The organism is Clostridium sp. FS41 (assembly GCF_000954015.1).
GTDB classification, from domain to species: Bacteria; Bacillota; Clostridia; order Lachnospirales; family Lachnospiraceae; genus Enterocloster; species Enterocloster citroniae.
Genome location: NZ_JYHN01000012.1, coordinates 13597 through 28885 on the forward strand (window position 1 = coordinate 13597; position 15289 = coordinate 28885).

15 protein-coding genes and 1 pseudogene are annotated in these 15289 nt (G+C 44.6%); 14 read left to right on the forward strand and 2 right to left on the reverse strand.

Annotated features, from left to right (window positions below):
- Positions 1–337: 337 nt before the first annotated feature.
- The 10 genes and pseudogenes from CLFS41_RS01735 (at position 338) to rsmG (ending at position 9769) form a co-directional block, all read left to right on the forward strand.
- Positions 338–1735 (forward strand): hypothetical protein, encoded by a 1398-nt coding sequence (locus CLFS41_RS01735; RefSeq protein ID WP_007862613.1) that lies wholly within the window; start codon positions 338–340, stop codon positions 1733–1735.
- A gap of 95 nt (positions 1736–1830) precedes the next feature.
- Entirely contained in the window at positions 1831–2454 is a 624-nt protein-coding gene (locus CLFS41_RS01740; RefSeq protein WP_007862612.1) for an ECF transporter S component, read from the forward strand.
- Positions 2455–2670: 216 nt separating this feature from the next.
- Positions 2671–2805, forward strand: a complete 135-nt coding sequence (gene rpmH / locus CLFS41_RS01745) for a 50S ribosomal protein L34 (protein ID WP_007862611.1) — start codon at positions 2671–2673, stop codon at positions 2803–2805.
- An 89-nt stretch (positions 2806–2894) separates the two neighbouring features.
- Positions 2895–3239, forward strand: coding sequence for a ribonuclease P protein component (gene rnpA / locus CLFS41_RS01750; protein WP_045091280.1), 345 nt, complete (start codon positions 2895–2897; stop codon positions 3237–3239).
- A gap of 7 nt (positions 3240–3246) precedes the next feature.
- On the forward strand, positions 3247–3459 hold the full coding sequence (gene yidD, locus CLFS41_RS29250) for a membrane protein insertion efficiency factor YidD (protein ID WP_082082471.1): 213 nt from the start codon (positions 3247–3249) through the stop codon (positions 3457–3459).
- Between the two features lie 19 nt (positions 3460–3478).
- The gene (locus tag CLFS41_RS01755; protein WP_007862608.1) at positions 3479–4801 is read left to right on the forward strand and encodes a YidC/Oxa1 family membrane protein insertase; all 1323 of its coding nucleotides are present in this window, start codon (positions 3479–3481) and stop codon (positions 4799–4801) included.
- Positions 4802–4813: 12 nt separating this feature from the next.
- A pseudogene (gene jag, locus CLFS41_RS01760) lies at positions 4814–5437 on the forward strand (RNA-binding cell elongation regulator Jag/EloR); the annotation flags it as partial.
- A gap of 272 nt (positions 5438–5709) precedes the next feature.
- Positions 5710–7089 (forward strand): tRNA uridine-5-carboxymethylaminomethyl(34) synthesis GTPase MnmE, encoded by a 1380-nt coding sequence (gene mnmE / locus CLFS41_RS01765; protein ID WP_007862606.1) that lies wholly within the window; start codon positions 5710–5712, stop codon positions 7087–7089.
- Positions 7090–7117: 28 nt separating this feature from the next.
- Positions 7118–8992 (forward strand): tRNA uridine-5-carboxymethylaminomethyl(34) synthesis enzyme MnmG, encoded by a 1875-nt coding sequence (gene mnmG / locus CLFS41_RS01770; RefSeq protein ID WP_195416170.1) that lies wholly within the window; start codon positions 7118–7120, stop codon positions 8990–8992.
- Positions 8993–9010: 18 nt separating this feature from the next.
- Positions 9011–9769 carry a 16S rRNA (guanine(527)-N(7))-methyltransferase RsmG gene (gene rsmG, locus CLFS41_RS01775; protein ID WP_045091281.1) on the forward strand — a complete coding sequence of 253 codons (759 nt, stop codon included), beginning with the start codon at positions 9011–9013 and terminating at the stop codon, positions 9767–9769.
- Positions 9770–9852: 83 nt separating this feature from the next.
- Here rsmG and CLFS41_RS01780 read toward each other — a convergent pair whose 3' ends face one another.
- Together CLFS41_RS01780 and CLFS41_RS01785 are read right to left on the reverse strand one after the other, a co-directional pair.
- The gene (locus CLFS41_RS01780) at positions 9853–10686 is read right to left on the reverse strand and encodes a deoxyribonuclease IV (protein WP_007862603.1); all 834 of its coding nucleotides are present in this window, start codon (positions 10684–10686) and stop codon (positions 9853–9855) included.
- A gap of 90 nt (positions 10687–10776) precedes the next feature.
- On the reverse strand, positions 10777–11727 hold the full coding sequence (locus CLFS41_RS01785) for an alpha/beta fold hydrolase (RefSeq protein ID WP_045091282.1): 951 nt from the start codon (positions 11725–11727) through the stop codon (positions 10777–10779).
- A 251-nt stretch (positions 11728–11978) separates the two neighbouring features.
- Here CLFS41_RS01785 and CLFS41_RS01790 point away from each other — a divergent pair, with 251 nt between their 5' ends.
- The 4 genes from CLFS41_RS01790 to CLFS41_RS01805 form a co-directional block, all read left to right on the forward strand.
- On the forward strand, positions 11979–12749 hold the full coding sequence (locus CLFS41_RS01790) for an AAA family ATPase (RefSeq protein WP_007862599.1): 771 nt from the start codon (positions 11979–11981) through the stop codon (positions 12747–12749).
- Positions 12749–13672 carry a ParB/RepB/Spo0J family partition protein gene (locus CLFS41_RS01795; RefSeq protein ID WP_045091283.1) on the forward strand — a complete coding sequence of 308 codons (924 nt, stop codon included), beginning with the start codon at positions 12749–12751 and terminating at the stop codon, positions 13670–13672. Before CLFS41_RS01790 ends, CLFS41_RS01795 begins: the two co-directional genes overlap by 1 nt.
- 23 nt (positions 13673–13695) lie before the next feature.
- A complete protein-coding gene (locus CLFS41_RS01800; protein WP_007862596.1) occupies positions 13696–14208 on the forward strand; it encodes a DUF4446 family protein in 513 nt (170 codons plus the stop codon).
- A gap of 168 nt (positions 14209–14376) precedes the next feature.
- A partial coding sequence (locus CLFS41_RS01805) for a hypothetical protein (RefSeq protein WP_045091284.1) occupies positions 14377–15289 on the forward strand: 913 nt, incomplete at its 3' end.

The following is a 15289-nucleotide window of genomic DNA, read 5'->3' on the forward strand; positions in this document are numbered from 1 at the left end:
TGAAAGCCTTGTGGATGGAGGGTTTTTCCACAAAAACCATAAAAAAGTTAACCTGAGTTGTGCACAACCCGGAAATATATAGAAATTCTGGACTTTTTTATGAGCACTGGGGAAAAAAAAGATAATTACACACACTTATCCACAACTTATCAACAATTTGTGGATAAGTTTATGTAAATCCACAGACAAGGACGAAGGGGGATGTTAAAAAAAAGCTACGTTTACATGGTTTATATTGCTTAAATACCTATGATTTAGTATAATATATTAGAAACTGTTCATAAAATTTATTGTTTTTTAATAAATTTTACCAAATTCAATTAAAGGGGGATATTTTATGGAATTTATGATTGGTGTACTGCTTATCCTTACGTTCTTTGCCCTGGCCTATTATTGTGTAAAAGGCTACAACCTGATGATCGGTTTTCTGATTATTTCCGTGTTGTGGACCGTGCTGTCGCTGGCTGGTGCAGGGATATCCTCCCCGGAGTTCATTGCCGAGAATCCTGTACTCCAGTTTGGAGGGGACGGAGGCAAGGGATTGGTTGCCATTTTAAACAAGATCTATCAGGCAGCTCCTGAGGGATGGGGCACAACCCTTGTCAATGTGTGCTGGGGCGCCTGGTTTGGACGGGTTCTCATGGAGACAGGAATTGCTTCCACGCTGATCCGCAAGACAGTGGAACTTGGCGGGGATCGCCCCATCATTACCATTGTGCTTCTTAATATTGTTACGGCTTTTATATTCACTGCCATGATGGGCGCCGGACCGGTTATCGCCATCGGCGTTATCGTGCTTCCTATTCTGATGAGCCTTGGTATTCCAAAGGCCATAGCCATGTTTACATTTATGGGATCTGTTTCCGCAGGCATGTACCTAAACCCTGTGCTTCAGTTCTCACAGCTGCGCGCATTTATCCTGCCGGCTGATCAGATGCCTGAATTTTCATTTTCATGGTATGCAACCCACTGGGGATATTATGCCCTGGGGATTTCCGTGGTCACTGTTTCCCTGCTCACAGGCATTTACCTGAAGTTTGGAAAGAGGAGCCATGCATGGGCATCCCGTACCCCTAATGCACAGCCTCAGAAGGAAGCTCCCATGCTGGCCCTTCTGCTTCCCATCGTGCCCGTGGTCCTTAAGATCGCCCTGGATTTTTCAGTGATCGGCGGTTTTATCATAGCTGGTTTTGCGGCCCTGTTTTTGTGCGGAAGGATGAAAGGATCCTTTAAGGAGAACTGCCAGCTGGTTAATAAGCTGTATTATGACGGCGTGGTGGATACCGCTCCTCTGATCGGTTTCCTTTTAACCCTGCCCATGTTTAATACCTGTGCGACATATGCCTCTCCGTTCTTTAAGGAAGTCATAGGCGGAATCATGCCTACCAGTGAGTATGTGGTGTGCATCCTCTTTGCGGCATTGGCATTTTTAGGATTTTTCAGGGGTCCCTTTACCCTGTTTGGCTGCGGTGCTGCAACACTGGGAGTCCTGTCAAATGTCGGACATTTTTCAGTTCCGTTCCTGTTCTGCGTATTCTCCATTCCGGCCACGACCGTAAATGTAGGTTCCTGTATTACTCAGTCCTGGATCGCCTGGGGTCTTGCTTATACCAAGGTAGAGTCCAAGGAGTTTTTAAAGCTGTCCATTCCGTTTGCATACCTGACCTCCATCTGTCTGTACATACTGACGGCTGTCGCCATTACGGGACTGGGCGCACAGTGGTTTTTAAATTAATAATTTTACGTTGACGCCTCCTGCCAGTTGTGTTTATAATGTGGGTATGTGGCATTGTATCTTATTTATAAGAACAGTAGCAGGAGGATAAAAAATTGAATAAAAAGAAAAAAGACACTCGTTGGCTTGCAAGTGTTGCACTTATGATGGCAGTTGTCATTCTGCTGGCAAATACGCCTTTCGGAATGATACAGCTTCCGGTGATTAAGGCAACAACTGTGCATATTCCCGTTATTTTGGGAGCGATCTTGCTGGGACCTTTGGCTGGTGCGATCCTGGGAGCTGTGTTTGGCATATGCTCCATGATCAGCAATACCATGGCGCCCACTTTGCTTTCTTTTGCGTTTTCGCCGTTTATGAGCATGACCGGACTTCCCGGCGTATTAAAAGCAGTCTGGGTTTCTGTGGGATGCAGGATCATGATCGGTGTGATCGCGGGATGGCTCTGGATCCTGTTTAAAAAGGTGGGGCTTAATGGAATGGCAGCCCTTCCCATCACCGGATTCATAGGCTCCATGACCAACACGGTTTTTGTTATGGGGAGTATCTATCTTTTGTTTGCTTCCCAGTATGCCGCTGCCAAAAATGTTGCGATCGATGCCGTATGGGGACTGATCATGGTGACAGTTACCGCATCCGGTATACCGGAAGCGATCGTTGCTGCAATCCTGGTGGCAATTATAGGAAAAGTAATGCTTCGTTTTACTAAGCAGCCCTGACGTAATACTAAATATAGTAACAGAAACCGACAATGCACACATTTTATTGGGACGGCCTTAAAACCGTCCTTTTTTATAGGTTTTTTGTGGTTTTTTTATGAAAATGCACTTGACGAAGACGGATTTCTTCTATATAATTGAGTGGATGTTTAATTATACTAGTCTAAATGTGTGTTTTCACATTACCAGATAATTTTGATAGGAGGTGCCCGGATTATGAAGATGACATTTCAGCCCAAGAAGAGACAGAGAGCGAAAGTTCATGGCTTTAGAGCTAGAATGAAGACTGTAGGCGGTAGAAAAGTTATTGCTGCCAGAAGAGCAAAAGGTAGAGCCAGATTATCTGCTTAATTTTGTTTCAAGCTTAAAGCAAAAGAACGACAGGCCACAGGAACATGTGGCCTTTTCTTTTCTTAATAATTAGTTGTTAGGAGTATCGTATGAAACGATTTCCTTCCGTAAGGAAAAACAGTGAGTTCCAGAAGATTTATAAAAGTGGGACTTCTTATGCAAACAGACTTCTTGTTATGTATGTGGCGGAAAGCGGGGAAGACAGGAACCGGATCGGCATCTCGGTCAGCAAGAAAGTGGGAAACAGTGTTGTCCGCCATCACATTACCAGACTTATAAGAGAAATATTTCGTTTAAATGATCATAGATTGAAGACTGGGTTAAACATCATTGTTGTGGCCAGAGTGGCTGCAAAAACATCAGAATACAAAGATTTGGAAGGTGCTTATATGCACCTGTGCGGACTGCATCACATTTTAAGAGAATCGAAGTGAAGTGATTATGGCAAGGTTTTTGATTTTGTTGGTAAGGGGATACCAGAGATTTTTGTCTCCTCTTAAGATAAGAACTCACTGTATTTACACACCTACGTGCTCCCAATACGCCATTGAGGCACTAAAAAAGTATGGTGCGTTAAAGGGTACATGGTTGGCCTGCAAAAGGATACTGAGGTGTCATCCATTTGCAGAAGGCGGTTATGATCCAGTTCCGTAGAGATTAGGAGGTATACGTATTGAATGAGTTAGTTGGCGCAGTGGTATTGACAAAGACAGGCGGTTTTCTGGGGCCGATCGCAGATATCCTGGGGTGGATCATGGACTGGCTGTTTAAGTTTACCAGTATATTTGGTATTGAAAACATCGGTTTGTGTATTATTCTTTTTACATTGGTAACAAAGGTACTTATGATACCTCTTACCATCAAGCAGCAGCAGTCTTCCAAGCTGATGGCGGTTATGCAGCCGGAGATTTCTGCAATCCAGAAAAAGTATAAGGGCAAGGAAAATGATCAAAAGTATGCGATGATGATGCAGACGGAGATCAAGGGGGTTTATGAAAAGTACGGTACCTCCATGACCGGCGGCTGCCTTCCTCTTTTGATCCAGATGCCTATCATTTTTGCATTGTATCGTGTTATCTATAATATTCCCGCATATGTTCAGTCTGTAAGGGGATATTATGAGACTATTATCAGCAAGCTTCCAAGCGGATATCAGACCGCTCAGGCATTTACGGATCTGGCAGCAGCTCAGAAAATGCCCATTGACAAGTATGATTATACCAATGTAAACACGGTCATTGACTTATTATACAAATTTACAGGACAGCAGTGGGACACACTGGTGAATTCATTTTCGGCAGTGGGACAGGCTGTTACGGAAACCGGCGTCAGGGTGGTGGATGCCATTGAGAACATGCAGACATTTTTTGGGCTCAATATTGCATACACACCTCTTCAGGTTATCATGAACTACTTTAATAAGGTTGACGGCACCACCTTACTTACGGCCATTGCGGCTCTCTGCATTCCTCTGTTTGCGGGACTGAGCCAGTGGTACAGCACCAAGCTGATGACAGCCAACCAGCCTCAGGCCTCTGGTAAGGATGACAATCCTGCGGCAGGCATGATGAAGAGCATGAATGTAACCATGCCTCTGATGTCCGTATTCTTCTGTTTTTCATTTGCATCCGGTATCGGACTTTACTGGGTTGCACAGAGTGTATTTACTATTATTCAGCAGGTAGGGATCAATTCTTATCTTAATAAGGTGAATATTGATGACCTGGTTCAGAAGAACATTGAAAAGACCAACAAAAAGCGTGCTAAAAAAGGACTTCCTCCCACAAAGGTAGGCAATGTGGATACCATGCTTAAGAAGATGGAGGAAAAAGAGATCAAGGCTGAAAGCGCCCAGATGGCTAAAATTGCCAAGACAAAGGCAATCGTGGAGGAATCCAACAAGTATTATAATGATAATGCAAAGCCGGGCAGTCTTGCGTCAAAGGCTAATATGGTTGCCAAATACAATGAAAAGCACGATAAGGGAAAAAAATAGGAGGGGTTCTGTATGGATATGATTACAGTTACTGCTAAGACAGTAGACGATGCAGTTACAAAAGCTTTAATCGAACTTCAGACCACCAGCGATAAGCTGGAATATGAAGTGGTTGACAAAGGAAGCACCGGATTCCTGGGAATCGGTTCAAAACCAGCCATTATTCGTGCAAGGAAAAAGGAAACCATTGAGGACAGGGCCATGGATTTCCTGTCGCAGATATTTGAGGCCATGAACATGCAGGTAAATATCACGGCTGCATATAATGAGGAAGAGCAGGAACTGTCACTGAACCTGGAAGGTGATGATATGGGGATCCTGATCGGCAAGAGAGGGCAGACCCTGGATTCACTCCAGTACCTGGTAAGCCTGATCGTCAATAAGGGAACGGAAGGATATCTGAGGGTTAAACTGGATACGGAGAATTACCGTGAAAGAAGAAAGGAAACCCTGGAAACCCTGGCAAAGAATATTGCCTATAAGGTGAAGAGGACAAAACGACCGGTTTCACTGGAGCCAATGAATCCTTATGAGAGAAGGATCATTCACGCAGCGCTTCAGAATGATAAGTATGTTACTACCAGAAGTGAAGGCGAAGAGCCCTTCCGCCACGTGGTGATCGCCCTTAAGAAGGAAGCTTCTTCAGGGGACAGAAGAGGGCGTTACGACAAGAGCAAGGGTGGCCGTTACGACCGTGACCGGTCAGACAGGTCCGGCGGATATAAGGGAAATAATAACCGCCGCAGCCATTATTCTTCCAATGGTTCATCCGAAGCGTCAGATGAGACAGCTGCTGGTGATGAGGTGTAATTTGTAAGGTTTCAGATAAAAGGCTGTTGCATTAGCAATGGCCTTTTGCGCTACTTACGCGTGGGTGCCCCTTAAAGCGGTATTTGAAAGGATAGAAGATGAAGACAGATACAATTGCAGCCATAGCCACCGGAATGAGCAATTCCGGGATCGGCATTGTGAGGATCAGCGGAGATGAGGCATTTTCAGTGATCGATAAACTTTACCGGAATAAGAATGGGGACCAGGTAAAGCTGAGCAATGCCAGATCTCATACGGTCCATTACGGGTTTATTTATGATGGGGATGAGAAGGTGGATGAAGCCCTTGTACTGGTCATGAAGGGGCCTCACAGTTATACGGCCGAGGACACGGTGGAGATAGACTGCCATGGAGGGATCCTCATGGTTAAAAAGATCCTGGAGGCAGTGATCCACGCCGGGGCAAGGACCGCACAGCCGGGTGAATTTACAAAGCGGGCATTTTTAAACGGCAGGATCGACCTGTCCCAGGCCGAGGCGGTGGCGGACGTGATTAATGCTACCAATGAATATGCATTAAAAAGTTCGGTCGGCCAGCTGAGCGGTTCGGTATCAAAACGGATCAGGGATCTAAGGGCTGGGATCTTATATCAGATTGCATTTATTGAGTCTGCTCTGGATGACCCTGAACACATTTCCCTGGACGGATACAGCGCAGGGCTTAAGGGAGAACTGGAGGTCATGATCTCGCAGGTGAGAGAGCTGGTGGAGTCCGCTGATGACGGCAGGGTTATGACAGAAGGGGTGAAAACGGTGATCCTGGGAAAACCCAATGCGGGAAAGTCTTCCCTTATGAATGTGCTCCTGGGAGAGGAGAGGGCCATTGTAACTGAGATTGCCGGAACTACCAGGGACACCTTGGAAGAACATATCTATCTACAGGGTATCAGCCTGAATGTGGTGGATACGGCAGGTATACGGGACACAGAAGACGTGGTGGAAAAGATTGGGGTGGACAGGGCGCGCAGGGCTGCCAGGGATGCGGACCTGATCATATTTGTGGTGGACGGTTCCAGGCCGTTGGATGAGAGCGACAGGGAAATCCTGGAGTTTATCCGTGGCAGGAAATCCATTATACTGCTGAATAAATCAGACCTTCAGATTGTGGTGGAAAAGGATGACCTGGAGAAAATGTGCGGGCAGAAGGTGATTCCCGTGTCCGCAAAGGAAGAACAGGGGATCGGGGAGTTGGAGCTGGAGATCAGACATCTGTTTTATCACGGCGAGCTTAAGTTTAATGATCAGGTTTATATAACAAATGTGCGCCATAAGGAAGCTTTGGAGGAGGCCCTTAAAAGCCTTGAGATGGTGAGGGGAAGCATTGAGGACCAGATGCCGGAGGATTTTTATTCCATTGATCTTATGGATGCCTATGAACAGCTGGGTTTGATCATTGGTGAGGCAGTGGATGATGATCTGGTGAATGAGATATTTGCCAGGTTCTGCATGGGAAAATAGTTTTTAAATGAAAGAGGATCATGGAATTATGCCATATTTGGAAGAAACATATGATATTGTAGTTGTGGGAGCCGGACATGCCGGCTGTGAAGCATCGCTGGCCTGTGCGCGTCTGGGGCTTGAAACTATCATGTTTACGGTGAGTGTGGACAGCATTGCGCTGATGCCGTGTAACCCCAATGTGGGTGGCAGTTCCAAGGGACATCTGGTACGGGAACTGGACGCTTTGGGCGGAGAGATGGGAAAGAATATTGACAAGTCTTTTATCCAGTCGAAAATGCTCAATGAATCCAAGGGACCGGCTGTCCATTCCCTGCGGGCTCAAGCCGATAAACAGGATTACAGCAGACAGATGAGAAAGACCCTGGAACAGACGGATCATCTTACCATACGTCAGGCTGAGGTGTCTGAAATAGTGGTGGAGGATGGAAAGATACAGGGAGTACGTACATTTTCCGGCGCTCTGTACAGGGCGAAATGCGTGATCCTCTGTACGGGAACCTATCTGAAGGCAAGATGTATCTATGGGGATGTGAGCAATCCTACAGGTCCCAATGGGCTGCAGGCAGCTAACCATCTTACAGATTCCCTGAAGGCTAATGGTATTGAGATGTTCCGGTTTAAGACAGGGACTCCTGCCAGGGTAGATAAAAAGAGCATTGACTTCTCAAAGATGGAGGAGCAGTTTGGGGATGAGAGAGTGGTGCCGTTTTCATTTTCCACGGATCCGGAAAGTGTCCAAAAGGAGCAGGTATCCTGCTGGCTGACTTATACAAATCAAGAGACTCACAGGATCATCAGAGATAATCTGGACCGTTCCCCCCTGTTTTCAGGAGCCATTGAGGGAACCGGACCAAGGTACTGTCCTTCCATTGAGGATAAGGTGGTAAAGTTTCCGGACAAGGACCGCCATCAGGTGTTTGTGGAGCCGGAAGGCCTTTATACCAGTGAAATGTACCTGGGTGGAATGAGCAGTTCCCTGCCTGAAGATGTACAGTATGCAATGTACAGAACTGTGCCGGGACTGGAGCGTGTTCAGATTGTAAGGAATGCCTATGCCATTGAATATGACTGTATTAATGCCCTTCAGCTTAAACCAACACTGGAGTTTAAGAAGATATCCGGCCTTTACGCAGGCGGGCAGTTTAATGGATCCTCCGGTTATGAGGAGGCGGCTGTTCAGGGATTTATGGCTGGTGTAAATGCCGCCATGAAGATCACGGGAAGGGACCAGGTTGTTCTCAGCCGTTCCCAGGCGTATATAGGCGTGCTGATCGATGATTTGGTAACCAAGGAAAACCATGAGCCTTATAGGATGATGACATCCAGAGCTGAATACAGGCTTCTTCTCAGACAGGATAATGCTGATATAAGGCTTAGAAAAATAGGACATGACATAGGACTTGTAAGTGATAAGGAGTATGAACAGCTGATCCATAAGATGGAGGCCATTGATCTTGAAATTAAAAGGCTTGGCCGCACGGTGGTTGGATTAAATCCAAAAACCCGGGCATGTATGGAAAAATATGGAAGTACTCAGCTGAAGTCAGGAATCACACTGGCAGAGCTGATCAAAAGGCCTGAGCTTGATTATGATAAGCTGGAGGAACTGGATGAGGAAAGACCTGAACTTGCTGCTGACGTAAGGGAGCAGGTGAATATTGAGATTAAATATGAGGGTTATATTAAACGCCAGCTTCAACAGGTAGAACAGTTCGGAAAGTTGGAAAATAAGAAACTGCCTGAGAATTTTGATTATTCTGAGGTAAACAGCCTGCGCAGGGAGGCGGTCCAGAAGCTGAATAAGGTGCAGCCCGCCACCATTGGACAGGCCTCCCGGATATCCGGTGTTTCACCGGCAGATATTTCCGTATTGCTGGTGCATTTCACGAGAAAACAGTGAGAAACAGTGAGGAGCTATATGACAGAAACATTTTTAGATCAGATGAAAAGGGAATTGGATCAGCTGGGCATCAGACTAAGTGAACATCAGATGGATCAGTTTTTCACCTATTATGAAATGCTGGTGGAGAAGAACAAGGTAATGAACCTCACTGCCATTACTGAGGAACATGAGGTTGTGACAAAACATTTTAGTGACAGCTTGTCACTTTTTGCTGTAATTCAGAAAATGGAAAAAACAGGAAAACAGGGGGTGGGCTGGTTTGAGAACAGCCGGATCATTGATGTTGGTACAGGGGCCGGTTTCCCGGGTATTCCATTAAAAATTGTTTTTCCAGGAATTCGTGTAACTCTTCTGGATTCCTTGAATAAACGAATAAAATTTCTTGAAGAAGTATGTGATGCTCTTAATTTGGAGAATGTCACATTTGTTCATGGCAGAGCCGAGGATGCGGGACGGTTGGCGGAACACCGGGAGACCTATGATCTATGTGTGTCCAGGGCAGTTGCCAATTTGGCATCTCTTTCTGAGTATTGTATGCCATTTGTTAAGGTTGGCGGATATTTTGTACCTTATAAGTCCGGGGAGATTGACGAGGAGTTGGTTCAGGCGCAAAGAGCGATTGGACTGCTGGGAGGAGAGCAAAAGATGGTTAAAAAGTTTTTGCTTCCAGGCACAGATGCTGCCAGATCCCTTGTGGTAATTGAGAAAATTAAGGCAATCTCAAAAAAGTATCCACGTAAGGCGGGAATGCCTACCAGAGAACCGTTAAAATAATTGATATAAGAAAAGAGGAAATGTTTCACGTGAAACATTTCCTCTTTTCTTATTTGTAGTAAAAACCTATTTCTAATATTTAATTATAAATCAGCAGCTTCCCGCATCATGTGAATTTCTCTCCTATAGCCATCTAAATCATTCGGAGTTTCTAAATAGAATGGAAGCTTGCTTAAAATGGGATGAGTCACAATTTTATAAAAAGTATCAATTCCTATGTGACCTTCGCCAAGTCTGGCGTGTCTGTCCTTATGTGCGCCCAATGGGTTTTGGCTGTCATTTAAGTGAATTGCTTTTAGACGATTTAGCCCAATCACCTGATCAAACTCGTCCAGTACTTCTTCTAAATGATTGGCGATATCATATCCTCCGTCCCACACATGACAGGTATCCAGACATACTCCCATATGGTCTGATAAATCTACTAAATCAAGAATTTGTTTTAACTCTTGAAATGTCGCACCGATCTCACTGCCTTTGCCTGCCATGGTTTCCAGCAGGACAGTAGTGGTCTGATCGGAAGTGAGAATTTCATTGAGCATTTCAGCTATATATGAAACACCAACATCCACCCCCTGTTTGACATGGCATCCCGGATGAAAGTTATACATATTCCCCGGTGTATACTCCATTCTTACAAGATCGTCTGCCATGGTACGTTTGGCGAAATCCCGTAACTTTGGATCTGCGGAACAAGCATTTAAAGTGTAAGGGGCGTGCGCCAGGATAGGAGAGATGTCTTCCTCCTCTGTTTTAAGTAAAAAAGCTTTTACATCTTTTTCGTCAATTGCTTTAGCATTTCCACCTCTTGGATTCCGAGTAAAGAACTGGAAAGTATTGGCATCAATTTTGACTGCATCTTTTGCCATTGCTTGGTACCCTTTTGATGAGGATAAATGGCATCCTATTCGTATCATATGAATTATTTCCTTTCCTTGAGATAATAAATAAAACGGTTCGGATCAATGGTATCCGAACCGGATGTTTCACGTGAAACATATTTAAAGCTATGATAGGAAGGTTTGAATTAACTGGTAAACCTCAGAGGGCTTTTCTAAATGAGGAGTGAGCTTTGTGTTGGGAATAGAAGCTGTCTCCACGGCCGGATTATAGTCCTTATATTCCGACATCAGTTCTTCCATTTCATCAAGAGCAGCGCCACCTATCAAATAAATGCTGTTATCTATCTTTTTTAAAGCATTTACAATATTACATTTCACATAATTGCACTCGAGACTGGCATATACAGATTTTGGTGATTCTCCCAAATGTGCTGCTTCATGATATGCATCTATCATGCCCGCCCTTACAGAATAAGGATTATAGTAATAGTTTGTCATAAATTCTTTGGTAAGTGCCTGTTTACTGCATGATATGTGATAGATTAAAGTTCCTACAATTGGAAGATCCAACATAAATTTGTATAGTTTTACGTTCTTTCCGGGCAACTGGCTGGAAGATAAAATGCTTTCAGGGTTGATAAACATAAGCTGGTCAAACAGTTCCGGGGAATTGGAACATGCCATAATTCCCAGAGTGGACGAGGAACCGGAAGAAAGCATATCAGTCCGGTGACCGATCTCAGACTTGATGAAGTCGCAGAGCAGCTGTACATACAGATAATTGGTATAAGTCAAATTAGGCTTTTCTGAACGTCCAAAACCTAACAGATCAATGGTATAGACGGTATGATTTTCTGCAAGCTTACCAACCAGATTCTTCCACTCGTATCCGCTGGAAGCAGGTGTAAGGTCATGGACCAGGAGAAGTGGTTTTCCACTGCCGGTCCTGGTGTAATAAATATTACCCAGCCGCCACTTGTAACAGAGAGCTTCCGGCTCACCTAATACATTACGGGATGTAGCTGATAGTTTGATTGCTTTATTAATAAGAGCAGTGGTAGTGGCTGCTCCAGCTGACAGTATGAGTAATGTTAATAATTTATTTCTTGTTTTCATTCAATTATACTCTCCTGGTTTTGGTTGTTTTATCTATTATAATACAAGCTGGGGGCTATTACAACGGGTAGAGGATTAAATTATTCTTAAGAGTTTTATGACATAAAAATGTTTCACGTGAAACATTTTTTGTATAAAACGGTAAAATTATGAGTTTCTAAGAATTATGCATAGGAAAAGAATTAGAGTTGTGATATAATCGTAAAAGTAATCGAAGAAGGCTTATTTTTTCGAGAAAGGAATCAATACAAATGGGACGAATAATAACTATAACCAATCAGAAGGGCGGGGTTGGGAAAACGACCACGGCCATTAATCTTGCCGCCTGTCTGGCTGAGGCCGGTCAAAAGGTAATGCTGGTGGATTTTGATCCCCAGGGAAATGCCAGTAGTGGTCTGGGATTGGAACGGGAGGATTTTGATAAAACAGTATATGACATGCTGATCGAAGAGGAGCCTGTTGAGGAGTGTATTATAAATGAGATACAGCCGAATCTTGATATTCTGCCTTCGGACATGAACCTGGCAGGTGCGGAAATCGAGTTTCAGGAAGTGGAAGATAAAGAAAAACTTCTCAGTAATTGTCTGAATCAGGTACGTGATACATATGATTTTATTCTGATTGACTGTCCCCCATCTTTAAATATATTGACAATCAATGCACTGACAGCAGCGGATACGGTGCTGGTTCCCATACAATGTGAGTATTATGCTCTGGAGGGACTGAATCAGGTACTAAAAACAGTAGATCTTGTGAAGCGGAAGCTGAACCCGGGTTTGGAACTGGAGGGTGTGGTATTCACCATGTATGATGCAAGGACTAACCTTTCCTTGGAGGTTGTGGAAAGTGTTAAAAGCAGTTTAAACCGAACAATTTATAAAACCATTATTCCAAGAAATGTCCGTTTGGCCGAAGCTCCCAGCCATGGTATGTCAATTAATTTCTATGATTCCAGATCAACGGGGGCTGAAAGCTATAGAATGCTTGCGGCAGAAGTAATGAGCAGAGGAGAAGAGTTGTAATGGCAAAGAAGGGTTTAGGAAAAGGATTGGGTGCCATTTTTGGTGAGGATGTTATAAAAGAAAGCGAAGAAGATATTGCGAAAGCCAAGGCGGCGGCAACTGATAAAGGGGAAGAAAAGGGCAGCGAGTTGATGATCAAGCTGGCTTTGATTGAACCAAACAAAGAACAGCCGAGAAAGGATTTCAACGAGGAACAGCTTTGTGAACTGGCTGAATCCATTAAACGGTACGGTGTTCTTCAGCCGCTTTTAGTACAGAAAAAAGGGACCTTTTATGAGATCATAGCCGGAGAACGCAGATGGCGGGCCGCGAAAATCGCGGGCTTAAAGGAAATTCCAGTTGTACTAAGAGAGTATAGCAAACAGGAAAGTATGGAGATCGCACTGATAGAGAATGTGCAGAGGGCTGACTTAAATCCAATTGAGGAAGCCTTGGCTTACCAGCAGCTGGTAAAAGAATTCCATTTAACTCAGGAAGAGATTGCAGTCAGGGTTGCAAAAAATAGGGCCACCATAACAAACTCCATGAGACTTTTGAAACTGGATGAACAAATACAGGAAATGCTCATACAGAACCTTATATCCAGTGGACATGCCCGGGCATTACTGTCATTAGATGACAAAGTGCTTCAGTTAAAAGCAGCAAAGATTATTTTAGATGGAGCTTTGAGTGTCAGGGAGACAGAGCGTCTGGTAAAACGTTTAGCTAAGGATGCGGCTGATGGTCATGAGGAAAAGAAGGAAAAGTCCAAGGATGAAACCCTTGCTATCATATACCAGAATCTGGAAGATAGAATGAAAACCATTATGGGTACAAAGGTAAGTATCCATAATAAGGACAAGAATAAGGGCCGGATAGAGATTGAATATTATTCGGAAGCAGAATTAGAGCGGATTGTGGAAATGATTGAATCTATTCGTTAGACACAAAGGAGAGAAGATATACAATGGAGAACAGCATTTTAAATCAATGTCCATTTGATCCCGCATATATTATTTTGGGACTTATGATAATAGTGGTCTTGCTGCTGATACTGGTCATTGTGACAATGGCAAAGCTGAGAAAACTGGACCGCAAATACGATTATTTCATGCGGGGCAAGGATGCGGAAACTCTGGAAGACATGATTATGGACGAGTTGGATGAACTTCGTGATTTGAGGGCAGAAGACAGGTCAAATAAGGATTCCATCCGGACTCTGAACCGCAACTTCAGGGCTTCTTTCCAAAAGTATGGTATTGTAAAATATAATGCGTTTAAAGGCATGGGAGGAAATCTCAGTTTTGCATTATCTGTGCTGGACTATACCAACAGTGGGTTTGTTATGAATTGTGTCCATAGCAGGGAAGGCTGTTATCTCTATATTAAGGAAGTAGATATGGGCCAGACAGACATTGTTCTTGGAAATGAAGAACAGGAAGCTCTGGAACAGGCATTGGGATATGTGAAAAAGAATTGATCAAGGATTCTACAAGAATTTACATAAATTTACAGAAACCGGAGTTTCCGCCGTAGATATGGAAACTCCGGTTTTATATTATTTTTGAAGAAAAAACAAAAGAAAGGGGCAGAGTGAGAAGAACGTGCATATGATATTGGTAAGAGAAACTTGGTAAAGGAAGAGTAAATGCAGGATATAGAGTATCTGAAAAGTATGTATCCGTCAGGAATTAAAATACTTCAGGGATATGTATCAGAAGCATGTGACAGACTGGATTATAAAAACAGTCCCATGTATGATGAGTATCCGGATCATCTGATGATAAACCGGCTATGTGATTCCATCTATAATACAGTCATTTCATCCGAAGGGCCGGAGCGCGTGCAAAGCATGTGGAACATAACGGAAGCAGATAAAAGCGCTTTGGAGATGGCGGAACTGAAAAAGGATATGCAGCGTCTGGACATAATCCCGGATTATTCAGATCAGGGACCAGATAACAACATGGTAAAGGCACAGGATCATAATTCAGAACATATAGCGGAGTCAACTTCCATACGTGCGGTTAACACGGGTGGGAATGGAAGTCGTTCTAGCCTTTTAAAAAATAGTAATGAATTTGATAATGGGTTTAATGTACATTCCCTGGAAGAAAAAATGGAAATCCAGGAGATGAGAGGAAAGGAAATGGCTAGGACGCAAGGCGGAAGACCGCCCATGGGACCAGGCCAGGGTCAGGAAAGACCGCCCATGGGACCGGGCCAGGGTCAGGAAAGGCCGCCCATGGGACCAGGGCCGGAGAGACCGCCTATGGGACCAGGCCAGGGCCAGGGAAGACCGCCCATGGGACCGGGTCAGGGCCAGGGAAGACCGCCCATGGGACCAGGGCCGGAGAGACCGCCTATGGGACCAGGTCAAGGCCAGGGAAGACCGCCTATGGGACCAGGTCAAGGCCAGGGAAGACCGCCTATGGGACCGGGTCAAGGCCAGGGAAGACCGCCCATGGGACCAGGACCGGAGAGACCGCCCATGGGACCAGGACCAGGAAGACCGCCTATGGGACCGGGTCAAGGCCAGGGAAGACCGCCCATGGGACTAA